The following is a 21698-nucleotide window of genomic DNA, read 5'->3' as shown; positions in this document are numbered from 1 at the left end:
TTGTACTATCGTACAAAAGATCAGGTCTCGTCAACAAGGACGTGGTCATGGCGGGACGGCGCAGGCACGTTAGCGCCGTTCAGTGACTGGCGCTCGCCCGTATCTTCTCCGGCGGTGCGGGACGCAGTCCGAGATCGCCCTCTCCGTCTCCCGACGGGATCAGGATGGCGCGGTCGCGCGGCAGCGCCTCCGGCATCTCGTCGCGGATGAAGGCGATGAGCTTCTCCCTGATCTCGCAGCGCAGGTCCCACGACTGCGGTGCGTTCCTGGCACTGACCAGCGCCCGAAGCTCGATGGTGCGCGAATCGGCATCGATCACCTGGAGATTCACCACCTCCCCGTCCCACAGCTTCGACTGCTTCACCGCCTCCTCCAGCCAGCGTCGGATGCGGGGGACGTCGGCGCGATAGTCGACATGCAGCGCGACGACGCCGATGAGGGACGCGGTGTCGCGCGTCCAGTTCTGGAACGGCTTTTCGATGAAATAGGACAGCGGCACCACCATGCGGCGCCAATCCCACAGCCGGATCACGACATAGGTCGAGGCGATGTCCTCGATCCAGCCCCATTCGTTCTCGATGATCACGGCATCCTCGATGCGGATCGGCTGGGTGATCGCGATCTGGAGGCCGGCGATCAGATTGCTCAGCAGCGGGCGCGCGGCAAGGCCGACGATGATACCGGCGGCACCTGCGGAGGCGAATAGGCTGACTCCGTATTGCTTCACGGAGTCGAACGTCATCAGCGCGGCGGAGACCGTGATGATGACGATGATGGTGTCGGTGACGCGCTTGAACACGCGCACCTGCGTGACGTGCTTGCGCGCGACGAAATTCTCGGTGACATCGCGAAAGTTCTGCAAGTAGCGCGCCGCGCTCATGTCGACGACCCGGATCGAGATCCAGCCGATCAGCGCGATAAAGGCCACGACGAACAGCCGCGTCAGGGGCGTGCGGATCGTATCGTCGAGCGGCGCCAGCGGCAGCACCATTGCGACGGCGGCAAGGCAAAGCGCCATTTGCGCGGGCCCCGCCGTGCGCTCGATGAACACGCTCAAGAGCGGAAGCCGCGTTCCGAAAGCGCGGTTGAGCAGCCATGTGGCGACCCGGTAGACGAGCAGGGCAAGAAGGATCGCGCCGGCAACCAGGGTGAGGCCGATGAACCATGACGGTATCCAGCCCAACATCCCTTCGATGTCGGCCATGAGGGCCTGCCAACTCATTGCTGTCCCCTTCAGTGCAGTCGCGCAACCCGCTCAACGCCAGCCGCTCAGCTTGGCTCCCCCCGTTCGGTGCAACGCAGCATTCCGCTGATGCATCCGTGACCCAACTGCGCTAGGTTGAGGCACTCATGACTCGACGAACCGGCAGCGCCGATCTTCCTCTTCACACCGGGCGGGTTCCGCCCTGGCTGGTAAGTCGCATGTCCTCGCTCGGGGCGATCGTCACCCAGGCGATCGTGCATCATTACGGCCGCGACGCGTTTCTGCAGCGCCTGTCGCATCCATTCTGGTTCCAGTCGTTTGGCGCCGTGATGGGAATGGACTGGCACTCCTCCGGAATCACCACCTCCGTGATCGGCGCGCTGAAGCGCGGGCTCGGACCGCTCCAGGACGAGCTCGGGATTTACATCTGTGGCGGTCGCGGTCAGCATTCGCGCAAGACGCCGGACGAGCTGTTGCAACTCGGCGACCGCGTCGGATTCGACGGCATCAAGCTGACCCGGGCCAGCCGTCTGGTCGCCAAGGTCGATAGCGCCGCGGTCCAGGACGGCTTTGACCTTTACCTGCACGGCTTCTTCGTCACCACTGAAGGCAAATGGACGGTGGTGCAGCAGGGCATGAACGGCGACAAGCGGCAGGCACGACGCTATCACTGGCACTCCGAGGCGCTGAAAAGCTTTGTCGATACGCCGCACAGCGCAATCGACGGGCCGCAGCAGGGGGAGATCGTCAATCTCACCGATCATCGCGCCGATCTGTCTCGGACGGCACAGCTCGAGCTGCTCTCCGACCTCGGCCCGGATCGCATCGTCTCCGAATTCGAGAGGCTCGCGGGGACCCCGTCCACGCCGGCGCAAGGCATGCTGCCGCATCTGATCATGCCTGCGCATCATGATGTGCGGCCGAAGGACGTGTTCGCGCGCCGCCTGCACGGCACGCTCGCCGCTGCAGCCGAACGCGGCCCGATGGATTTTCCGGAGCTGCTGCTGACGCCGGGCGTCGGCGCGCGCACGGTGCGCTCGCTGGCCATGGTCGCGGAGGTCGTGCACGGCGCGCCCTATCGTTTCACCGACCCCGCGCGTTTCTCGCTCGCACATGGCGGCAAGGACCGGCATCCCTACCCGGTTCCGATCAAGGTCTATGACGAGACCATCCGGGTGCTGAAGGGCGCGATCCAGAGCGCGAAGCTCGGGCGCGACGAAGAGATGCAGGCGATCAAGCGCCTCGACGACCAGGCACGGCGGTTGGAGCGGACCGCGCGCGGCCCTTCAGTCGATGCTTTCATCGCCGGTGAGCGTGCGGCCTCGCCGGAGCTCGACGGACGTTCGGTGTTCGGCTGGGAGCGTGACCTTGCACCCACAAAAAAGCGGACCGGCTGAACACCGGTCCGCAAGTTGGCGGAAGGAACGCCCTCTCAGGTCTCGTCGGCCTCCGGCTTCTCATCGAGCCGGTTTGCTGCGTGGTCCTGATATTGTTCGGTCTGGATGGACTTGCCGTCCATGCCACGAATGTCCGAATGCTGTTTCTTGTCTCGGTTGGACAGGACCATGTTGTCGCCGATCATCTCCTTCGGCACGTCGGTCAATGCGCCAGTGCCGTCGCCCTTGCCATGCATGCCCGATCTGAAGTGCGTCTTGCTGCCATGCCCACCAGGCATCAGTCTCTCCTCTTGCAGTGGTCTTTCTGAAGATTAGTGCTTCTGTTGTGCCGTCGTCGGTTTGGGCGGCTTGTGGCCGCTCTGGCCGGGATCGTTGTGCTTGTTGTGATCGCTCTCCTGGTTGAGGCCGCCGCGGCTCACTGGAAACTCGCTGTGACGAGCTTCCGGCCGCGCGCGATGAGCGGCAGCATTCTCGACGTTGCGGCCAGACGCCTGATCGAGCTCCCTCGCATCGGGAACATCAGGCTTGCGTTCCAGAATGCGCACCTGCTGCTCGTGGGTCTTCTTGCCTTGCATGCTGATCTCCAATCGTCACCTGCCCCCGCCCTTTCCGGCCTCGTCGTGCCTGTGATGGGAATCATGCTCTCCACCGCCGCCGGAAACCCGGCTGTGACTGCGCTGCGGATCGTCCGCCGGCGGCTTCTTTACCTGAAGCGGTGCCTTCGCGTTCTCATGCGAGGCGCCGGGTCCGCCCTGACGAATGCTGTTCGGTGTCTTTGTGGATGTCGACATGAATGTCGTCCTCCTCAGCGATCTTGCTGATAGCCTTGATTGGTCGTGTTCTGCTTGATGTTGCCCTGCTGTCCCTGCTGGTCCGGATTCTGTATACGCTCCTGACCGTGCGGCATCTGATCGGCGGACATTTGCTTGCGATCGCCGGTTCCCTTGCGGCTCTGATTGTCCGGTGGAACAGGTGGCATCTTGCTGGCCATGATCTTGTCTCCCGTTAAGACGTCGATCTGCGACATGCGCCCCAAGGAACTCCCCTCCGCGCCATGTCGGGAGGACAACAGCACGAACGGCACACCGTTCCTGGCCGATCACAACAGGCGAAGATTTTCCGAAAGGGCGCCGCCGACGTCAGTTCGCCGCGGTGAGGGAACGATCGTCCCTCGTTCCGCTGCGCGCAGTCGTCTCTGTTCCGCGGCCCTCTGCCGTGACAGGAAGCTTCGCGATCGCGCGCAAGCCCGGCCGCTTGCGCCAGCGGATTTCAGCGGCATCGACGGCAAGACTCAATTTCGGCCAACGCGCGAACAGCGCCTCCAGCGCGCGGGCCGCCTCGATGCGCGCGAGCTGATGGCCGAGGCAGAAGTGGATTCCCGTGCCGAATGAGATATGGCGGTTCGGCTTGCGTTCGAGATCGAGGGTCTCGGAACGATCATGTACCGCGGGATCCATGTTCGCAGCGGCGAGCATCACCATGACGCGATCGCCCTTCTTCAGGCGCACGCCCTCGACCTCGACATCGCGCCGCACGTAGCGTGGCTTGGAGAATTGCACAGGCGAGACAAAGCGCAGGAACTCCTCGACCGCGAGCCCGACACGGCTCCAATCCTGTTCCAGCCAGTCGCGCAGCTCGGGATTCCTGAGCAGCTCGTAGACGGAACCGCTGATGAGATGGGTGGTGGTTTCCGATCCCGCCCCGAGCAACAGAAACACCATTGAGACCATTTCATCCGGCGTGATCTGGCCGCCTTCGCGCTCGACCTGAATCAGCTCGGCAATCAGGCCCTCGCCGCCGTGCACGCGCGCGATCTGCAACTGCTGCTCGAGGTAGGCGCGCATCTTGCGCACCGCGAACAGCAGGCGGAAGAAGCTGACTACATTCGTCAGCGAGGATATCGCGTTCGCCCAGGCGATGAACTTTGGACGATCTGCGAGCGGCAGGCCGAGCAGCTCCGAGATCACCGCGAGCGGCAAGATGCGCGCATAGCGCTCGACCAGATCGGCCGGGGATCCTTGCGCGAACAGCTCGTCGGCCAGGCCGTCAGCGATGGCCCGGATGCGCGGCTCCATCGCAACGATCGCGCGGCGGCGAAACGCTTCGTCGACGATGCTGCGCAGCCGCGTGTGATCCGGCTCGTCCATCGTCAGCATGTTGTTGGCGATGGTCCTGACGAACCTCGGCATCCACCAGCGCAAGCCCGCGATATCGCCATCCTCCTTGCGCAAGGTGAAGGTCGCGCCGTCCTTCAGGACCTGCGCGGTGGCGTCATGGGTCGTGGTGATCCAGACATTGCCAATGATGGGAAACCGCGTCGCGACCACGGGTGCGGACATGCGCAACGTCGCGATCGCCTTGGGCGGATCGCGAAAGAAGGCCTCGCTGGTGAAATCGAGGCGCGCTGTCATGGCACCCCCGGCGCGATCAGTGGCGTATCACCGAGATGGTGCGCGGCGCGGCCGGCGCAAGGGCGCGTGCTCCTCGGCCGCAGGCGTGGCGAGCCGCGCCTATCCGCGCCCGGAGGAGCGCTGGCCGGTCTTGCGCTGTTGGGTGTAGGCGTCCCAATGGCTCCAGCTGCCGTTGCTGAGGCTCTGCAGGTCGGTTGCGAGTGGACGGCGCGTCCGTTTGTCGTGATCGGCGATGGCACGCTCCGACTGTGCGATCTTCCGCTTGAGTTCCGCGATCGTCTTCTGCGTCTGGCCGTTGCGCTTCGAGGTGGCGATCTCGCCCATCGTGAAGCGCGCGGTCTCCAGCGCCTTCAGCTCGGCGCGGTTCTTCTTCAACTGAACCCGGTGCCAGGCGATGTTGCTGTCGCTGTCCGCAACCATGTGGGAACTCCGCTGATTCGGTCCCACATAGTATCGTGCGCCGAATTGGCACCGCAACGCCCCGGCGGTGGCGAAAATGCGATCTTCTCGCGCAGAAATTCCGAATCTGGAGCCCCGGAACGGGCTCTAGATTCTTATTTGGACGCGTTTTCTTGACGCGAACCGGTATCCACTTCGCTCGAAAACGCTTCAGCGCTCGGCGAACGCCTTCTCGACCACGAACTGGGCCGGTTCGCCGTGATTGCCCTCGACGAAGCCGCGCTCGCCTAAGAGGACGCGGGTGTCCGCCACCAGGGCCGGGCTGCCGCAGATCATGACGCGGTCGTGGGCGGCGTCCAGCACCGGAAGGCCGATGTCGGTGAAAAGCTTGCCCGAGGTGACGAGGTCCGTGATGCGGCCACGGTTGCGGAAGGGATCGCGCGTCACGGTCGGGTAGTAGATCAGCTGTTTCTGGATGTACTCGCCGAGCAATTCGTCCTTCGGCAGATGCTCGGTGATCATCTCGCCATACGCGAGTTCCTTGACGTGCCGGCAGCCGTGCAGCAGCACCACCTTCTCGAACCGCTCATAGGTCTCGGGATCCTTGATCACGCTCAGGAACGGCGCAAGGCCCGTACCCGTGCCGATGAGGTAGAGGTTGCGGCCCTCTTCCAGGTTGTCGATCACTAGCGTGCCGGTGGCCTTGCGGCTGACGATGATCTCGTCGCCTTCCTTCAAATGCTGGAGGCGCGAAGTCAGCGGGCCGTCCGGCACCTTGATCGAGAAGAACTCCAGCGTGTCCTCGTAATTGGCGCTGGCGACGCTGTAGGCCCGCAGCAGCGGCTTCTCGCCGACCTTGAGCCCGATCATGGTAAATTCGCCGTTGCGGAAGCGGAAGGTCGGGGTGCGGGTGGTCTTGAAGGAGAACAGCGTATCGGTCCAGTGGTGGACGCTCAAAACGCTTTCTTGATTGAAATTGCTCATCTCACCTTCCTGTCGCGTCGATTGCGGTTCCGAGGCCGGCAGCTGCGTCGTTTGTACACGATCATTCGTATACTAATGAATAATCCGGCTTGATCCCGCGGTCAAGGCTGCCCAAGATCGGAAGCGTTGCAGTAGGAATAAGGAGCCCCTTCCATGGCGCATGACGCACCCCAGGCCACCGGACCCTCCAAGCTGGTGATCCGCAATATCGGCCTGATCCTGTCCGGCGCTTTGGAAAAGCCGATCCTGGACGGCGACACCATCGTCGCCGAGAACGGTAAGATCAGCGCGATCGGCCGCTTCAAGGACGTCAATACCGAAGGCGCCACCACCATCGTCGACGCCAACGGCACCACAGTGGCGCCGGGCCTGATCGACAGCCACGTCCACCCTGTCGCCGGCGACTGGACGCCGCGTCAGAACCAGATCAACTGGATCGACAGCTATCTCCACGGCGGCGTCACCACCATGATCTCCGCCGGCGAGGTGCACATGCCCGGCCGCCCCCGCGACGTCGTCGGCCTCAAGGCCATGGCCGTGTTCGCCCAGCGCGCATTCTGGACCTTGCGTCCCGGCGGCGTGAAGGTTCACGCCGGCGCGCCGGTGATCGAATGCGAGATGGTGGAAGAAGACTTCAAGGAGATGGCGGCGAACGGCGTCAAGCTGCTCGGCGAGGTCGGCCTCGGCGGCGTCAAGGACGGCCCGACGGCGCGGAAAATGGTCGGCTGGGCGCGCAAATACGGTATCCAGAGCACCATCCACACCGGCGGCCCGTCGATCCCCGGCTCCGGGCTGATCGACAAGGACGTGGTGCTGGAGGCCGACACCGACGTGGTCGGCCACATCAATGGCGGCCACACCGCCCTGCCCGACGACCAGATCCGCTGCATCTGCGAGGGTTGCAAGCGCGGTCTCGAGCTCGTGCACAATGGCAATGAGCGCTCGGCGCTGTTCACGCTGCGCACCGCCCGCGAGATGGGCGACCTGCACCGCGTCATCCTCGGCACCGACGCACCCGCCGGCTCCGGCGTGCAGCCGCTCGGCATTCTGCGCATGGTCTCGATGCTGTCCTCGCTCGGCGACCTCCCGGCCGAGATCGCATTCTGCCTTGCCACCGGCAACACCGCGCGGATGCGTCAGCTCGATTGCGGCCTGATCGAGGTCGGCCGCTCCGCCGACTTCGTCATCATGGACAAGGCCCAGCACTCGCCGGGCAAGAACATCCTGGAGAGCGTCCAGCTCGGCGACCTCCCCGGCATCGGCATGACCATCATCGACGGCATCGTGCGCACCCAGCGCAGCCGCAACACGCCGCCGGCCGGCAAGGTGCCGGAGGTGGTGGCGAAGTGATGCGGCCCGAGCGGCCCGCCGCTCCGCATTGTCCCTCGAAGGCATTGAACAAGTCGCAAGCCTGTTGCGTCTAACGCAGGCAGCCCTCGGCGGCGGCAGTTCATTGTTGACCATCGAGCGAGACATGAAGAACTCATCACGGATCGCCGTCGGCGTCGCTGGCGCGGTGGCGGGCTATATCGCGATCTTTGTGCTGTTCTCCCTGCTCGGTGCCGACGACCGGGCAGATCCGATCACATCGGGTCTGCTGGGACTGTTCGTCTACTCGCCCATGGGCGCGATCGCCGGCGCGGTTCTCGCCAATTGGCTCGTGACGCGTTCAGGCAAAGATGCAGGGCAGGACGCAGGCGTCGGCGGCGTCGCGCGGAACAGCTTGAAGTCGCTCGGCATGCTCGCCCTGCTCTGCACCGCCGGCCTCGGCGCCTACATTGCGTACGCATACGCGACCGCAACGCCCTGGCTCAACCGCAACGGCGCCAATCCCCTGCTCGTGTTCGAGGTGCGCTTTCCGGCAGGGATTACAGTGCCGACATCAGCGCAGGGCATCACCATCGAATTGCAGACTGACCTCAACACCATGCCGGGCGAAGTCAGTCCGGCCGCGTTCTATCGCGACGGCGACCAGGCGGTTATCGCCGGCGAAGTCGAGCTGGCGTTTCGAACCTCGCACCGGCAGCTCGCCGTCAACATCCAGGGCCAGCCGAGCCGGATCTATCCGAGCGACTTGACGGCCCGGGCGCCGCATACGCCGGAATTCGGAACGTGGCGGCGGCTTGGTGACGGCAGCGAAATCCGCTACCGCGCCAAATGGCCGGGAAAGACGTGAGAGATCAGCGCTTCTTCGCAATCTCACAGCGCACATAGGTCTGGCGCTTGGCCCGCCCAACTGGACCGTTGTCCATCACCAGCCTGCCATCCGCAGCGACAGAGACGCGAGGATTGGAGCGAGATTTTTCGCCCTCGCCTTCGCAGGCCAGCTTCATTTTCCAGCCGAGCCTGCCGTCGGCCGTGATCTCGCTGGCGCGGCACCGCGTCTCGTACCAGTAGAGGCGATTGCCGCCCTCGATGCTCATGCGGTTGGGACTGTCGTCGTCGCGACAGTCCTTTTTGGTCGAGGCCCAGAAGCCTTCGTAAGGCTGCGCCGCCAAGGCGGCAGCGCTTGCGCCGACGAGCACGGCACCAAAACTCAAGACAACCGCAATGCGTCTCGCAACTCTCATGACCAAAACCTCGATAACCCCTTCATCGAGGTTAGTCGCCAGTTCCGGCACCTTGTTCAACTGCGCTAGGGTGGGCAAAAGGCGCGAAGCGCCGTGCCCACGATTTTTGCGACTCGAAAAAGGATGGCGGGCAGGGTTCGCCTTGCCCGCCCTACGAAACCTTCACCTGAGCTTGTTGAGCAGCATCATCAGCGTCTCGCGCTCTTTCGCCTCGAGCGGCGCCAGCGTCTCGCGGGTGATCGCCAGCGCGTTCGGCGCCAGCTTTTCGGCAAGCTGCTGTCCGGCGCGGGTCAGGCTCACCAGCAGGCGGCGGCCGTCCTCGGGATCCTGGCTCGTCTCGGTGAGGCCGCGCGCGGTGAGACGATCGATCACGCCCTTGATGGTCGCGACGTCCATCGCCGTCAGGCGCCCGAGCTGATTCTGCGAGCACGGCCCGGTCTCGGCCAATTTCGACAGCGCCGCCCATTGCGTCGGCGTCAGATTGGTGCCGATGTCGCGGGCGAAGATCGAGCTGTGGCGCTGCCAGACCTGGCGCAGGATGAAGCCGACCTGTTCGTCGAGCACGTAAGGCGGTTTCGCCGGTTTGACACTTTTCTTTGCCGCAACGCTTCTCGCCATCCGTTCGCAGCCCTTCCCCTTGCCTCACAACGACAGATGCGCGTCGCGGATATCCGGGCGCGCGTCGAGCTCGGCCATGGTGCCGCCGAAGCAGATGCGGCCGCGCTCGATGATGTAGGCGCGATCCGAAATCAGCCGCGCGAAATGCAGATTTTGCTCGGAGACGACGATGCTGACGCCTTCCTTCTTCATGGTCAGGATGGCATCGACCATCTGCTCCACGATCTTCGGCGACAGGCCCTCCGACGGCTCGTCCAGCAGCACCAGCGAGGGATTGCCCATCAGCGTGCGCGCGATGGTGAGCATCTGCTGCTCGCCGCCGCTCATTCGTCCGCCCGGGCGGTTCTTCATCTCGCCCAGGTTTGGAAACAGCGCGAACAGCTTTTCGCGCGTCCAGTGCGGCGCGTTCGGACGCTTCGGCTGGCGGCCGACTTCGAGGTTTTCCTCGACGGTCAGGTCCGTGAAGATGCGCCGCTCCTCCGGCACGTAGCCGAGGCCCTCGCGCACGATCTCGTGCGTCGGTTTCGTCGAGACGTCCTTGCCCTCGAACGTGATGCGGCCGGAGCGCTGCGCGACGAGGCCGACGATCGAGCGGAACGTCGTCGACTTGCCGGCGCCGTTGCGTCCCAGCAGTGCCACGACCTCGCCCTCGCCGACCTCGAAGCCGATGTCGAACAGGATATGCGCCGGACCATAATGGCTGTTGAGGTCCTGCACCGTGAGCTTCATGTGGAGGCTCCCTCGCGGTGGCGGGAATCGTAGACCAGGCCCTCGCCGAGATAGACCGCCTGTACCTGGGGATTGCCGCGCACTTCCGCCGGCGAGCCCTCCGCGATCAACGTCCCGCGGTTGAGCACGAGGATGCGGTCGGCATGCTCGAACACCACGTCCATGTCGTGCTCGGTGAAGAGAACGCCGATGGATTTTTCCCGGGCAATGCGCGCGGTCAGCCGCATCAGTTCGACGCGCTCGCGCGGTGCCATGCCGGCCGTCGGCTCGTCCATCAGCAGCAGTTTGGGCTGGTTGGCGAGCGCAACCGCAAGCTCGAGCCGCTTGAGATCGCCATAGGCAAGCTCGCCGCAGGGACGGTCCGCATAGCCGCCCATGCCGACCAGCTCGAGCAGGCGGCCGGCCTCGCCGCGATCGAACTTCGGCGCCGAGCCGAACAGATTGAACAGCTGCTTGCCGTGCGAGATCAGCGCGACCTGCACGTTCTCGCGCACGGTCATGGTGGCGAAGGTCGCGGTGATCTGGAATGTGCGGCCGACGCCGAGCCGCCAGACCTCCCGCGGCTTCCGGCCGGTGATCTCCTCGCCCAGCAGGCGAACGTGCCCGCTGTCAGGCATGTTCTGGCCGTTGAGCATATCGAAGCAGGTGCTTTTGCCTGCGCCGTTCGGCCCGATCAGCGCCAGGATCTCGCCGGCCCGCAACGAGAACGAGACGCCGCGCACGGCATGGATGCCGCCATAGGATTTGGTCAGGCCTTCGACCGCGAGAAGTGGAGGTGCGACGCTCATTCGGCAGACTCGATCGGCTTGGCGAGCAAGGGTGATCCCGGCGGCGAGGCTTTCTTGCGGCGCTGCGCCAGCATCTCCAGCGTGCCGACGATGCCCTTGGGGAAGACGACGACGATCAGCATGATGAAGCCCCCGAGCACGAGCTTCGACAGATCGGTCTGGCTCACCAGCCAGATGTTCAAAGCCTTGTAGACGATGGCGCCGATCACCGCGCCCGACACCGTCTCGACGCCGCCGAGCAGCACCATCACCAGCGCGTCGACCGACAGCGAGATGCCGAGATTGTCGGGGAACACGCTGCCCTTGAGGTAGGCGAACAGTGCGCCGCCGATGCCGGCGGTCGTGCCGGCAATCACGAAGGCGGTCCACTGGATCCGCTTGGCATCGATGCCGATGGCTTCGCTGCGCAGACCTGAGTCGCGCGTGGCACGAAGCGCGTAGCCGAACGGCGAGAACACCATGGCCCGCAGCGCGACGGTCACCAGCGCCGCGACGCCGAGCGAAAGCCAATAGAAGCGCGACGGACTTGCCGCCCAGCTCGATGGCCAGAGGCCGAGAATGCCGTTGTCGCCGCCGGTCACGTTCACCCACTGGAACGCGATCGACCAGACGATCTGCGCGAAGGCGAGCGTCAGCATCGCGAAATAGACGCCGGAGAGCTGCACCGCGAAGAAGCCGAACACCGCCGCGCCCATGCAGCCGAGCAGCGGCCCGAGCAGCAGGCAGACGATCATCGGCAGTCCCGCCATCTTGGCGAGGAAGGCGATGCCATAGGCGCCCAGGCCGAAATAGGCGGCGTGCCCGAACGATGCGAGGCCGCCGACCGACATCAGGAAGTGAAGGCTGACGGCGAAGATCACGAAAATCGCGATCTCCGAGCCCACGGTCAGCAGATAGTTGCCGGCGAACAGCGGCAGCATCGCTGCGACGATCAGCGCCGCAAGCGCCATCAGCCGCTCGTTCGAGGTCAGCGGCCGCCAGGGATTGACGGTGAGACCCGGCGTCTTGCGCGCGGCCGCCTCCGGCTTGCCGAACAGGCCCCAGGGACGCACGATCAGCACCACCGCCATCACCAGGAAAACCAGGATGATGGAGATCTTCGGGAAGATCAGGATGCCGAAGGCATTCAGCTCGGAGACCAGCACCGCCGCGACGAAAGCGCCGACGATGCTGCCGAGGCCGCCGATCACGACCACGACGAAGACCTCGACGATGATCCGCAGATCCATGGCGTGATGCACCGCATCGCGCGGGATCTGAAGCGCGCCGCCGAGCGCTGCGAGGAAGACGCCGACGGCGAACACGCTCGTGAACAGCCATTTTTGATTGACGCCGAGGGCTGCCACCATGTCGCGGTCCTGCGTCGCCGCGCGCACCAGCACGCCCCAGCGCGTGCGCTGGAACAGCAGCCAGAGAATGCCGAGCACGACGGGTCCGAGCACGATCAGGAACAGGTCGTAGCTCGGAATGTTCTGGCCGAAGAAATCGATGGCGCCCCTGAAGCCCGGCGCGCGGCGGCCGACGAGATCGTCCGGCCCCCAGATCAGCACGACGAGATCCTCGACCATCAAGGTCAGGCCGAAGGTCGCGAGCAGCTGAAACAGCTCGGGCGCATGATAGATGCGTCGGAGCAGCACCATCTCGACGATGACGCCGATCAGCGCCACCGCGAACGCGGCCAGCACGATGCCGCCCCAGAAGCCGAACGCGCCGGACAGGCGCTCGGTCAGCGTGAAGGCGATGTAGGCGCCGATCATGTAGAAGGCGCCATGCGCGAAATTCACGATCCGGGTCACGCCGAAGATGATCGACAGGCCCGAGGCCACCAGGAACAGCGACGCTGCGCTGGCGAGACCGGTCAGAAACTGTACGACGTAAAAGGCCATCGGCGGTCCGGGTTAGGTCTGAATTTCACCTCTCCCCGCTCTTGCGGGGAGAGGTCGGATCGCCCTTGCGATCCGGGTGAGGGGCTCTCTCCACGAGCGCGGGGCGTGGAGAGAGCCCCTCACCCCGACCCTCTCCCCGCGAAGAGCGGGAGAGGGAGAGATAGAGAACGATCAATCCTTCGGGCGCAGCTTCGCGACTTCGGCATCGCTGGGCAGATAGTCCGCGCCCTTCTTGTAGGACGAATCCACCATCACGCCCTTGCCGTCCTTAAGTGCGGTCTTGCCGACGAAGGCCCCGAGCGTCGACTGGTGGTCGATCTTGCGGAAGGTGATCTCGCCGAACGGCGATGGCATGGACAGCCCTTCCGCAGCGGCAATCAGCTTCTCCGGATCGGTCGAGCCGGCCTTGGCGAGAATCGCGGCCGATGCCTTGATGGTCTGATAGCCGACGATCGAACCGAGCCGCGGATAATCATTGTACTTCGCCTGATACGCTTTCAGGAACGCATCATGCTCGGGCGTCTTGATCGAGTACCAGGGATAGCCGGTGACGATCCAGCCCTCCGGCGTCTCGTCCTTGAGCGGGTCGAGATATTCGGGCTCGCCGGTCAGGAAGGAGACGACCTCGCGCCCCTTGAACAGGCCGCGGGTGTTGCCTTCGCGCACGAGCTTGACGAGATCCGCGCCGAACGTGACATTGAGGATCGCTTCCGGGTTGGCGGCGGCAACCGCCTGCACCACCGGGCCGGCGTCGATCTTGCCCTGCGGCGGCCATTGCTCGTCGACCCACTGGATGTCCGGGCGCTTCTCCGACATCAGCTTCTTGAACACCGCGACCGCCGACTGGCCGTACTCGTAGTTCGGCGCGATCGTCGCCCAGCGCTTGGCCGGCAGCTTGCTGGCGGCTTCCACCAGCATCGCCGCCTGCATATAGTTGGAGGGACGCAGGCGGAAAGTGTACTTGTTGCCCTTGGACCAGGTGATGGCGTCCGTGAGCGGCTCGGCCGCGAGGAAGAACACCTTCTTCTGGTTGGCGAAGTCAGAGACCGCAAGACCGATGTTCGACAGGAACGTGCCGGCGAGCATCGCGACGCCCTCGCTCGAGACGAGCTCGTTGGCCGCGGTCTGCGCGTCCGCCGGCTTGCCGCCATCGTCCTTGGAGATGACGACGAGCTTCTTGCCGTTGATGCCGCCGGCCGCGTTGACTTCCTCGACTGCAAGCTGCCAGCCCTTGCGATAGGGCTCGGTGAACGCCGGCAGCAACGAATAGCTGTTGATCTCGCCGATCTTGATGTCCTGCGCCAGGGCCGAATGAGCCATGCCGCCTGCCAGAAGCGCGAAGGCCGCGCCGACGAAAGTATTTCTTGCTCGCATCCCAACCTCCAGTTTGAACTCGCTTACGACTTCTATCTCAGACCGTCTTCGCCCTTGATCTCAGCAACCGTCAGCCCGCCGACGCGCGGCAGCGGACGGCCGCTGTCGGTGACGGCGACCGCGACCATGATCTCGTTGGCACGCGGCGCATCGTTGACCTGCACTTCCATGCCGTCGAAATGGCTGCGCACGAAGGCCGCGTCCTTGTGCCCGAGCGGAATGTCCAGCGTCGTGCCCGGACCGCTGCGCTTCTTCGAGGAGGGAATCAGCGCCGCGCCCTTGCCCAGAACCTTGCGCACCGGCGCGCCCATCTTGGGGTGGAGGATCGCGGCGGCATGCTCCAGCTCGCCGTTCTCGCCGACGGCCGCGGCCTTGCCGTAGCTATGTGCCTTGGCGCCATCGATGCCGAGCGCCGCCACCGCGCGCTTCGACAGGAGCTCGCCCAACTCCTCGCCGATCGCGATCAGCGGCGAAAGATCCTCGACATATTTTCCGGCGAAAGGATTTTCGATCACGGCGATCGCGGCGGCACGCCGGGTCGGCGGCGACACCTGGCGTCCCATCTCCATCTGCGTCTCTTCGACGACGGTGACGATCTTGCGGATGATCGCGCTCATGTTTCGCTTCCCTGTTCAGGCATGGACCGCGTTCTCCAGCACACGCGGGCGCGATCGTTGCTCTTCTATATCCTTTGTTCCGATGACAAGCATATCACCACAAAGCCGCAGCACGGCACCTTCGATCAGTCCGCGATCGAACAATTGCCGTGCACATTCCGCGCCAGATTCAAGCGCGGCTGCGATCTCATCGTGAGACAGCTCGCCGACACCGCGCGTCACAAGGCGTGCGCCCAGATCGCTGTCGGGCTGAAGCTCGTTCGCCGGCCTTCGGATAATGGCGGGATGCCCGGGCAGATCGACGGCGTTGGCGATCACGGTCGCGGCCGCATCGGCCTGCGAAGCGGTTGCGGCCAGCACGGTCACGGCATCGGCGATCCCGAGCGAAAAGCTGCGGCCGTGCCGGCCGCTGGTCGCAACGCCCCGCACCGGGTCGTCCGCATCGATCCGCAGCCTCCGCATCACGCCGTCGCGGTCGGGCCGATCCATCAGGCCGACCGAAAAATGCTCGCCCACACTGAGATGCAGCGCAATGTCGCCGCCATTGTTGACGTAAGCCCGATCGAGCGCCGCAGCGCGCAGCACCGCGGCCAGAATCTCCTCCGCGACGCTGCCGGCAACGGCCGCCATCGGCGTGATGAAGCAATCGGCGGCATAAGGCGCGACAGCAGCGTGCATGCGGCGGGCGACAACGCCCTTTAGCGACGTGCGCGTCTCAGCGGCGGAGCGCAATTGCGGCAGCTCCGCGCAAAGCTCGTCGAGCAATCCAGTGAACCGCAGCGCCGCAGCCTCATAGGCGGACCGCACCGCATCCGTGCGTCCCCTCGCCTCCACGATCAGATCGATCGGTCCATCCTGCAAATGCAGCCGCCGGCCATCAGACAGCAATGCGATTTGCGGGAGCCTGGTCATGTGCGGAGCCCCGGAATCGGGTTCTGCCAGGGCAATTGGCGGACATCGTCGCCGCTTTGCACCTCGGAGAGCGGCTTCACATAGTCCATGTGGCCACCGAGCGCAGCATAGTCGGACAGCTTCATGGTGAATTCGATCGGCGCGACCAGGGCCGGTGTCGGCACATAGCCGAACGCGCCTGACGGCATCTGCGTCACGTCGACCATGTAGGTGATGCCGCCGCCGGGCCAGACGTAGACCGGCGCGCCGCCGCTGGTGACGCGCGTCAGCGCATCCTTCACCGAGCGCGTCAGCCGGACCGGATTGTCGGTGACGCCGGCGCGCAAGGAGCCGCCCGCGCCCGCCATGAACAACACCGTGCACAAGGCGGGCTCGCAATTTTCCTGGATGCGCTCGACCGAAAACTTCAGGTCATCAGGCATCTCGGTCTCGACCGGCTTCAAGGCCTCGTCGAGCACGTAATAGGACGAATGCTCGCCGGTGGTGGAGACCATCAGCATGGTCAGGCCGGGCTTCGCTTCCTTGGCATCGAACGGCCCGAGGATCGACAAGGGATCGGAGATGTTGGTGCCGCCCCAGCCCGTGCCGGGATCGGCCACCTGAAAATAGCGGCCGGGCGTCGAGCGGCGGCCCTTCATCTTGATGCCGGTGTCGGCGATGTCGAGCAGCTTGCCGGCCTGATGCTCGCTGAGCACGCCGGTGATGTGGTCGTCGACCACGACGACTTCATCGACCTTGCCGTGCCATTGCTTGGCGAACATGCCGATCGTCGCCGAGCCGCAGCCGACGCGCATGCGCTCTTCCTTCACGCCGTTGACGATCGGCGGCTGGCCGGCCTGCACTACCACGGTGGCGCCGCCATCGATGGTGAGCTCCACCGCCTTGCAATTGGCGAGGTCCATCAGCGTGTCGCAGGTGACGCGGCCCTCCTTCTTGGAGCCGCCGGTGAGGTGATGCACGCCGCCGAGCGACAGCATTTGCGAGCCGTATTCGCTGGTCGTGACATGGCCGACCGCCTCGCCCTGCGCGCGCACGGTCGCGGTCTCCGGGCCGAGATAGCGGTCGGTGTCGATCTTCACCTTGATGCCGCAATAGGAGAAGATGCCTTCGGTAACGACGGTCACCATGTCGACGCCGTCGACCTCCGCGGAAACGATGAACGGCGCCGGCTTGTAGTCGGGATAGGTCGTGCCTGCGCCGATCGCCGTCACGAAAGTCGAGGGCTCATGGACGATCTTGCCGTCCCAGTCCTCGGTGCGGCTGAACGGGACCAGCTTGCCGCCATGAGAGACGGTGCGCTCCAGGATGACGTGCGGATCGACGCGGACCAGCTTGCCGTCGTGATTGGCATAGCGATCGCAGGCACCCGCCGCGCCCGGCTTGATGTAGCACATCACCGGACAAGCATCGCAGCGGATCTTGTCGATGACGGCGCTCGTCGTTTCTGTCACCATGTCGGAGTCGGCGGACATCGCAGTTATCATTCGTATACGAACGATGTTGCGCGCGCTGCCCCGCGGCTGTCAAGCGGCGGTGCAGCGCAAAAGATGCCACTGCCGCATAAAACCTCATTTGCCTATCCGCCCTGTCCACAAAGAAGGCACCCGCGCTGCAGTGCGGCATGCACGGCTTGCACGTTTGTGTACAAACGGTATCGTCGCGGCGTCCGATTTTCGCGATTGCATGATCTTGGATATCGTCTTGGGCTTGGGAACGAGGATGACGCAGACACCGATCCGCCTCACCGTGAACGGCAGGATCCACGAGGTCACGGCAGCGCGGGACACGCCGCTGCTCTACGTGCTGCGCAATGATCTCACGCTGAACGGCCCGAAATACGGCTGCGGCTTGGGGGAATGCGGCACCTGTACTGTCCTGATCGACGGACTGGCGGCACGCTCCTGCGTGATTCCGGTGAGCGGCTGCGCCGGGCGCGACATCGTGACGCTCGAAGGCCTCGGCACAAGCGACAAGCCCGACGTCGTGCAGCAGGCCTTCATCGACGAGCAGGCCGCACAATGCGGCTATTGTCTCAACGGCATGATCATGACCACCAAGGCGTTGCTCGCGATCAACCCGCGGCCGACCGAGCAGGAGGCGCTGGCGGCGCTGCGCTACAATCTCTGCCGCTGCGGCACGCATGTCGAGATCCTCCGCGCGGTGATGCGCGCATCCGGCCAACTCACCGAGGCCGCAGATTGATGGCCTCCTTTATTTCGCAAGGAGCTGAGCGCGCGGGTTCGCTCGTCGTCGCGCGCAGCGTGGACGAGGTCACGTCGGAGACCTTCGTCCGCATCACCGCGGACGGTTCGGTCACGGCGTATAACGGCCATGTCGATCTCGGCACCGGCATCCGCACTGCGCTGGGCCAGATCGTCGCCGAAGAGCTCGACGTCTCCTTTGCCCGCGTCGTCGTCGTGCTCGGCGACACGGCATTGGTGCCGAACCAGGGCGCGACGATCGCGAGTGAAACCATCCAGATCACGGCCGTCCCGCTGCGGAAGGCCGCGGCGCAAGCGCGGCACTTTCTGATCGCGCGCGCCGCGAAACGCCTGGATTTGCCCGAAGCCGAGCTCAAGATCGAGGACGGACTCGTTCGCGGCCACAACAACCGCAGCATCAGCTATGGCGAGCTCATTGGCGACGAGGCGATCCGCCTCGAGCTGGCCGATGACGTGCAGGTCAAGCCGGTCGGCGATTACGCCATCGTCGGCCAGTCGGTGCCGCGCATCGATCTACCTGCTAAAGCCACGGGCGAGCTGACTTTCGTGCACGACATCCGAGTATCAGGGATGGTGCATGGCCGCGTGGTGCGGCCGCCCTATGCTGGCGTCGATGCCGGACCGTTCGTCGGCACCAGCCTCATTGCGGTCGACGAATCCTCCGTGCGCGACATTCCCGGCCTTGTCGCCGTCGTGCGGATTGGCGATTTCGTCGGCGTCGTCGCCGAGCGCGAGGAGAATGCGATCCGTGCGGCAGAGCAGCTCAAGGTGAGCTGGAAGCCGACGCCGACGCTTACCGATCTTGGCGATGTCGAGACCGCCCTGCGCGCCAATCCCTCGACGCCGCGCACGCTGATCGACAAGGGCGAGGTCGACAAGGCGATATCGGGCGCGGCCAAGCCGATGCAGCGCACTTACGTCTGGCCGTATCAGATGCACGCCTCGATCGGCCCCTCCTGCGCCGTCGCCGACTTCCAGGACGGCAACATCCGCGTCTGGTCAGGCACGCAGAACCCGCACGTGCTGCGCAGCGACCTCGCGCTGCTGATCGAGCGCCCCGAGAGCGAGATCGAGGTGATCCGGCTGGAGGCCGCCGGCTGCTACGGACGCAACTGCGCCGACGACGTCACGGCCGATGCGCTCCTGCTGTCGCGCGCCGTCGGCCGTCCGGTCCGCGTGCAGCTGACGCGTGAGCAGGAGCACGCCTGGGAGCCCAAAGGCACCGCGCAGCTCATCGACGTCAATGGCGGCCTCGACGCTGACGGCAGCATCGCCGCTTACGATCTGGCCACGCGCTACCCCTCGAACGCCGCCCCGACGCTGGCGCTGCTGCTGACCGGTCGCATCTCCCCCGAGCCCACCGTGCTCCAGATGGGCGACCGCACCGCGATCCCGCCCTACGATTACGAGCATATGCGCGTCATCGCCCACGACACGCCGCCGATCGTGCGGGCCTCCTGGTTCCGCGGCGTCTCGGCATTGCCGAACACCTTTGCGCATGAATCCTATATCGACGAGGCCGCAACCGAAGCCGGCGTCGATCCCATCGAATATCGCCTGCGCTACCTGAAGGATCAGCGCGCTGTCGATCTCGTCAGTGCGGTGGCCGAGCGCGCGGGCTGGACGCCGCGGCCGGTCCGCGAGGAAAAGGAGGGCGATGTCGTGCATGGGCGCGGCTTTGCCTACGCGCTCTACGTCCACAGCAAGTTTCCGGGCTATGGCGCGGCGTGGTCGGCTTGGGTTGCCGACGTCGCGGTGAACAAGACGACCGGCGACGTCAGCGTGACGCGCGTCGTCGCGGGGCAGGATTCCGGGTTGATGATCAACCCGGACGGCGTGCGCCACCAGATCCAGGGCAACGTCATCCAGTCCACCAGCCGCGCGCTGATGGAAGAGGTATCGTTCGAGCGCGGCACGGTGGCCGCGCGCGAATGGGGCGCCTATCCCATCATCCCCTTCCCCGACGTACCCAAGATCGACGTCTTGCTGCTGCCGCGGCAGGACCAGCCGCCGCTCGGCGTCGGCGAGTCCGCCTCGGTGCCGAGCGCAGCGGCGATCGCGAACGCCATCTTCGATGCCACCGGCGTGCGTTTTCGCGAGCCGCCGTTCACGCCCGAGCGCATCCTCAAGGGATTGCACGGCGAAGCAGGGGCGACACCGCAGTCCCTGGCAGCACCCGCAACCCCGCGTCCTTCTCGCATCGGGGAGAACCCGTTCGCCAGGCGCGCCGGCATCTTTGCAACGATCGCAGCCGTCTGCACCGCCGCGATCGGTATCGGCGCGGCGCTCCTTCCCGGCCGCGCCATCGCGCCGATCACCCGGCCGGATGCATCGGTCTATTCCGCAGCGACAATCGCCCGCGGCGCACAGCTCGCCGCGCTCGGCAATTGCGCGGAATGCCACACCGCCGTCGGCGGCGTTCCCAACGCCGGCGGACGCGCCTTGGAAACGCCGTTCGGCACGATCTACGCGACCAACATCACGCCCGACGTCGAGACCGGGATCGGGGCCTGGTCCTATCCCGCCTTCGAGCGCGCCATGCGCGACGGCTTGCATCGCGACGGACGGCAGCTCTATCCCGCCTTCCCCTACACGCATTTTGCAAAGACCAGCGATGCCGATCTGCAGGCGCTCTACGCTTACCTGATGGCGCAGCCTGCGGTGCGCGCGACGACGCCGGCCAACAAACTCACCTTCCCGTTCAACCTGCGCCCGCTGCTCGCCGGGTGGAATGCGCTGTTCCACCAGAACACGGAATTCAAGCCCAATCCCGCCAAGTCCGAGCAATGGAATCGCGGCGCCTATCTGGTCGCGAGCCTCGGCCACTGCAGCGCCTGCCATTCGCCGCGCAACGCGCTCGGCGCCGAGCAGCGCAATGCCTATCTGGCCGGCGGCTTCGCCGAAGGCTGGGAAGCGCCGGCGCTGACCTCGCTCTCGCACGCGCCGATCCCGTGGAGCGAGGATGAGCTCTACGCCTATTTGCGCACCGGCCATTCGCAGTACCACGGCGTTGCCGCCGGCCCGATGGCGCCTGTTGTCCGGGACCTCAAGGCTCTGCCCGACCAGGACATCCGTGCGATGGCGGTCTATCTCAACTCCTTCAATGACGCCGCGCTCGACCAACAGGCGCAGGATGCGCTCGCCACCGCGCTCGAGAGCACGACCCGGGTCACCGTCGCATCGTCGACCGGTGCGCGGCTCTATCAAGGCGCCTGTGCGGTCTGCCACGAGGTCGGCGGCCTGCCGCTGTTCGGCAGCCGCCCGTCGCTCGCGCTCAACAGCAACCTGCACAGCAGAACGGCTGACAATCTCGTGCAGGTGATCCTGCATGGCATTGCCGAGCCCGTGTCGAGCGATCTCGGCTACATGCCCGCGTTTGGGAATAGCATGAGCGACGCGCAGATCGAGGAACTCGTCAGCTTCCTGCGCCGGCAGTTCGCACCCAGCAAGCCGGCCTGGACCGGCGTGCGCGAGACGATCGCAAGGGTGCGAAGTTCAACCCACTAACGTCATTCCGGGGCCCGAGCATAGCGAGGGAGCCCGGAATCCATACCCACCAGCTGGGGTTATGGATTCTCAGATGCGCA

Annotated in this window: 22 protein-coding genes; 5 read left to right on the top strand and 17 right to left on the bottom strand. The window is 65.1% G+C overall.

Going from position 1 to position 21698, the window contains the following annotated elements; translation table 11 throughout:
• Window positions 1-79 precede the first annotated feature (79 nt).
• Complete coding sequence (locus P0R31_RS10790) at window positions 80-1222, bottom strand: mechanosensitive ion channel family protein (RefSeq protein WP_275514049.1); 1143 nt, start codon at window positions 1220-1222, stop codon at window positions 80-82.
• Between the two features lie 128 nt (window positions 1223-1350).
• Between P0R31_RS10790 and P0R31_RS10785 the strand changes: the two genes are divergently transcribed.
• On the top strand, window positions 1351-2601 hold the full coding sequence (locus P0R31_RS10785; RefSeq protein WP_275514048.1) for a DUF763 domain-containing protein: 1251 nt from the start codon (window positions 1351-1353) through the stop codon (window positions 2599-2601).
• Between the two features lie 35 nt (window positions 2602-2636).
• Here P0R31_RS10785 and P0R31_RS10780 read toward each other — a convergent pair whose 3' ends face one another.
• The 7 genes from P0R31_RS10780 to P0R31_RS10750 form a co-directional block, all read right to left on the bottom strand.
• Entirely contained in the window at window positions 2637-2879 is a 243-nt protein-coding gene (locus tag P0R31_RS10780; protein WP_036001316.1) for a hypothetical protein, read from the bottom strand.
• Between the two features lie 33 nt (window positions 2880-2912).
• On the bottom strand, window positions 2913-3176 hold the full coding sequence (locus tag P0R31_RS10775) for a hypothetical protein (RefSeq protein WP_275514047.1): 264 nt from the start codon (window positions 3174-3176) through the stop codon (window positions 2913-2915).
• Window positions 3177-3191: 15 nt separating this feature from the next.
• On the bottom strand, window positions 3192-3392 hold the full coding sequence (locus P0R31_RS10770; protein WP_025035632.1) for a hypothetical protein: 201 nt from the start codon (window positions 3390-3392) through the stop codon (window positions 3192-3194).
• Between the two features lie 14 nt (window positions 3393-3406).
• Entirely contained in the window at window positions 3407-3592 is a 186-nt protein-coding gene (locus P0R31_RS10765) for a hypothetical protein (protein ID WP_275514072.1), read from the bottom strand.
• Window positions 3593-3740: 148 nt separating this feature from the next.
• Window positions 3741-5012: a cytochrome P450 gene (locus P0R31_RS10760; RefSeq protein WP_275514046.1), complete on the bottom strand. Its 1272-nt coding sequence runs from the start codon at window positions 5010-5012 to the stop codon at window positions 3741-3743.
• A 99-nt stretch (window positions 5013-5111) separates the two neighbouring features.
• Entirely contained in the window at window positions 5112-5432 is a 321-nt protein-coding gene (locus P0R31_RS10755; protein ID WP_275514045.1) for a hypothetical protein, read from the bottom strand.
• A 189-nt stretch (window positions 5433-5621) separates the two neighbouring features.
• On the bottom strand, window positions 5622-6395 hold the full coding sequence (locus P0R31_RS10750) for a ferredoxin--NADP reductase (protein WP_275514044.1): 774 nt from the start codon (window positions 6393-6395) through the stop codon (window positions 5622-5624).
• Between the two features lie 153 nt (window positions 6396-6548).
• Between P0R31_RS10750 and P0R31_RS10745 the strand changes: the two genes are divergently transcribed.
• Both P0R31_RS10745 and P0R31_RS10740 read left to right on the top strand, forming a co-directional pair.
• Entirely contained in the window at window positions 6549-7745 is a 1197-nt protein-coding gene (locus P0R31_RS10745; RefSeq protein ID WP_197946970.1) for an amidohydrolase family protein, read from the top strand.
• A 124-nt stretch (window positions 7746-7869) separates the two neighbouring features.
• A complete protein-coding gene (locus P0R31_RS10740) occupies window positions 7870-8571 on the top strand; it encodes a hypothetical protein (protein WP_275514043.1) in 702 nt (233 codons plus the stop codon).
• A gap of 4 nt (window positions 8572-8575) precedes the next feature.
• Here P0R31_RS10740 and P0R31_RS10735 read toward each other — a convergent pair whose 3' ends face one another.
• The 9 genes from P0R31_RS10735 to P0R31_RS10695 all read right to left on the bottom strand — a co-directional run bounded on the left by P0R31_RS10735 (window position 8576) and on the right by P0R31_RS10695 (window position 17343).
• The gene (locus tag P0R31_RS10735) at window positions 8576-8965 is read right to left on the bottom strand and encodes a hypothetical protein (RefSeq protein WP_275514071.1); all 390 of its coding nucleotides are present in this window, start codon (window positions 8963-8965) and stop codon (window positions 8576-8578) included.
• Window positions 8966-9127: 162 nt separating this feature from the next.
• Window positions 9128-9583 (bottom strand): MarR family winged helix-turn-helix transcriptional regulator, encoded by a 456-nt coding sequence (locus P0R31_RS10730; RefSeq protein ID WP_036001344.1) that lies wholly within the window; start codon window positions 9581-9583, stop codon window positions 9128-9130.
• 24 nt (window positions 9584-9607) lie between these two features.
• A complete protein-coding gene (locus P0R31_RS10725) occupies window positions 9608-10312 on the bottom strand; it encodes an ABC transporter ATP-binding protein (RefSeq protein ID WP_057028850.1) in 705 nt (234 codons plus the stop codon).
• Window positions 10309-11100, bottom strand: coding sequence for an ABC transporter ATP-binding protein (locus P0R31_RS10720; protein ID WP_275514042.1), 792 nt, complete (start codon window positions 11098-11100; stop codon window positions 10309-10311). The genes P0R31_RS10725 and P0R31_RS10720 overlap by 4 nt, the downstream gene beginning before the upstream one ends.
• Window positions 11097-12986: an ABC transporter permease gene (locus P0R31_RS10715; RefSeq protein WP_275514041.1), complete on the bottom strand. Its 1890-nt coding sequence runs from the start codon at window positions 12984-12986 to the stop codon at window positions 11097-11099. The genes P0R31_RS10720 and P0R31_RS10715 overlap by 4 nt, the downstream gene beginning before the upstream one ends.
• 171 nt (window positions 12987-13157) lie before the next feature.
• Window positions 13158-14360, bottom strand: a complete 1203-nt coding sequence (locus P0R31_RS10710; RefSeq protein WP_275514040.1) for an ABC transporter substrate-binding protein — start codon at window positions 14358-14360, stop codon at window positions 13158-13160.
• Window positions 14361-14392: 32 nt separating this feature from the next.
• Entirely contained in the window at window positions 14393-14977 is a 585-nt protein-coding gene (locus tag P0R31_RS10705) for an amino acid synthesis family protein (protein ID WP_275514039.1), read from the bottom strand.
• Window positions 14978-14992: 15 nt separating this feature from the next.
• On the bottom strand, window positions 14993-15889 hold the full coding sequence (locus tag P0R31_RS10700) for a UPF0280 family protein (protein WP_275514038.1): 897 nt from the start codon (window positions 15887-15889) through the stop codon (window positions 14993-14995).
• Window positions 15886-17343 carry a 6-hydroxynicotinate reductase gene (locus tag P0R31_RS10695; protein WP_275514070.1) on the bottom strand — a complete coding sequence of 486 codons (1458 nt, stop codon included), beginning with the start codon at window positions 17341-17343 and terminating at the stop codon, window positions 15886-15888. The genes P0R31_RS10700 and P0R31_RS10695 overlap by 4 nt, the downstream gene beginning before the upstream one ends.
• A gap of 265 nt (window positions 17344-17608) precedes the next feature.
• On the opposite strand from P0R31_RS10695, the gene P0R31_RS10690 reads away from it, so the two are divergent.
• Window positions 17609-18091 carry a (2Fe-2S)-binding protein gene (locus P0R31_RS10690; RefSeq protein WP_275514037.1) on the top strand — a complete coding sequence of 161 codons (483 nt, stop codon included), beginning with the start codon at window positions 17609-17611 and terminating at the stop codon, window positions 18089-18091.
• The gene (locus P0R31_RS10685) at window positions 18091-21618 is read left to right on the top strand and encodes a molybdopterin cofactor-binding domain-containing protein (protein ID WP_275514036.1); all 3528 of its coding nucleotides are present in this window, start codon (window positions 18091-18093) and stop codon (window positions 21616-21618) included. The genes P0R31_RS10690 and P0R31_RS10685 overlap by 1 nt, the downstream gene beginning before the upstream one ends.
• Window positions 21619-21698 lie beyond the last annotated feature (80 nt).

It is taken from the genome of Bradyrhizobium yuanmingense (assembly GCF_029167105.1).
GTDB classification, from domain to species: Bacteria; Pseudomonadota; Alphaproteobacteria; order Rhizobiales; family Xanthobacteraceae; genus Bradyrhizobium; species Bradyrhizobium yuanmingense_A.
This window is presented reverse-complemented; position numbering and strand designations above follow the sequence as displayed.

What these genes read in the sequence shown, in the direction of transcription:
- P0R31_RS10755 (WP_275514045.1), bottom strand. Translation starts at nt 5,432, where the DNA reads ATGGTTGCGGACAGCGACAGCAACATCGCCTGGCACCGGGTTCAGTTG.
- P0R31_RS10715 (WP_275514041.1), bottom strand. Translation starts at nt 12,986, where the DNA reads ATGGCCTTTTACGTCGTACAGTTTCTGACCGGTCTCGCCAGCGCAGCG.
- P0R31_RS10745 (WP_197946970.1), top strand. Translation starts at nt 6,549, where the DNA reads ATGGCGCATGACGCACCCCAGGCCACCGGACCCTCCAAGCTGGTGATC.
- P0R31_RS10775 (WP_275514047.1), bottom strand. Translation starts at nt 3,176, where the DNA reads ATGCAAGGCAAGAAGACCCACGAGCAGCAGGTGCGCATTCTGGAACGC.
- P0R31_RS10785 (WP_275514048.1), top strand. Translation starts at nt 1,351, where the DNA reads ATGACTCGACGAACCGGCAGCGCCGATCTTCCTCTTCACACCGGGCGG.
- P0R31_RS10690 (WP_275514037.1), top strand. Translation starts at nt 17,609, where the DNA reads ATGACGCAGACACCGATCCGCCTCACCGTGAACGGCAGGATCCACGAG.
- P0R31_RS10735 (WP_275514071.1), bottom strand. Translation starts at nt 8,965, where the DNA reads ATGAGAGTTGCGAGACGCATTGCGGTTGTCTTGAGTTTTGGTGCCGTG.
- P0R31_RS10695 (WP_275514070.1), bottom strand. Translation starts at nt 17,343, where the DNA reads ATGGTGACAGAAACGACGAGCGCCGTCATCGACAAGATCCGCTGCGAT.
- P0R31_RS10700 (WP_275514038.1), bottom strand. Translation starts at nt 15,889, where the DNA reads ATGACCAGGCTCCCGCAAATCGCATTGCTGTCTGATGGCCGGCGGCTG.
- P0R31_RS10710 (WP_275514040.1), bottom strand. Translation starts at nt 14,360, where the DNA reads ATGCGAGCAAGAAATACTTTCGTCGGCGCGGCCTTCGCGCTTCTGGCA.
- P0R31_RS10730 (WP_036001344.1), bottom strand. Translation starts at nt 9,583, where the DNA reads ATGGCGAGAAGCGTTGCGGCAAAGAAAAGTGTCAAACCGGCGAAACCG.
- P0R31_RS10720 (WP_275514042.1), bottom strand. Translation starts at nt 11,100, where the DNA reads ATGAGCGTCGCACCTCCACTTCTCGCGGTCGAAGGCCTGACCAAATCC.
- P0R31_RS10685 (WP_275514036.1), top strand. Translation starts at nt 18,091, where the DNA reads ATGGCCTCCTTTATTTCGCAAGGAGCTGAGCGCGCGGGTTCGCTCGTC.
- P0R31_RS10780 (WP_036001316.1), bottom strand. Translation starts at nt 2,879, where the DNA reads ATGCCTGGTGGGCATGGCAGCAAGACGCACTTCAGATCGGGCATGCAT.
- P0R31_RS10760 (WP_275514046.1), bottom strand. Translation starts at nt 5,012, where the DNA reads ATGACAGCGCGCCTCGATTTCACCAGCGAGGCCTTCTTTCGCGATCCG.
- P0R31_RS10725 (WP_057028850.1), bottom strand. Translation starts at nt 10,312, where the DNA reads ATGAAGCTCACGGTGCAGGACCTCAACAGCCATTATGGTCCGGCGCAT.
- P0R31_RS10770 (WP_025035632.1), bottom strand. Translation starts at nt 3,392, where the DNA reads ATGTCGACATCCACAAAGACACCGAACAGCATTCGTCAGGGCGGACCC.
- P0R31_RS10790 (WP_275514049.1), bottom strand. Translation starts at nt 1,222, where the DNA reads ATGAGTTGGCAGGCCCTCATGGCCGACATCGAAGGGATGTTGGGCTGG.
- P0R31_RS10705 (WP_275514039.1), bottom strand. Translation starts at nt 14,977, where the DNA reads ATGAGCGCGATCATCCGCAAGATCGTCACCGTCGTCGAAGAGACGCAG.
- P0R31_RS10750 (WP_275514044.1), bottom strand. Translation starts at nt 6,395, where the DNA reads ATGAGCAATTTCAATCAAGAAAGCGTTTTGAGCGTCCACCACTGGACC.
- P0R31_RS10740 (WP_275514043.1), top strand. Translation starts at nt 7,870, where the DNA reads ATGAAGAACTCATCACGGATCGCCGTCGGCGTCGCTGGCGCGGTGGCG.
- P0R31_RS10765 (WP_275514072.1), bottom strand. Translation starts at nt 3,592, where the DNA reads ATGGCCAGCAAGATGCCACCTGTTCCACCGGACAATCAGAGCCGCAAG.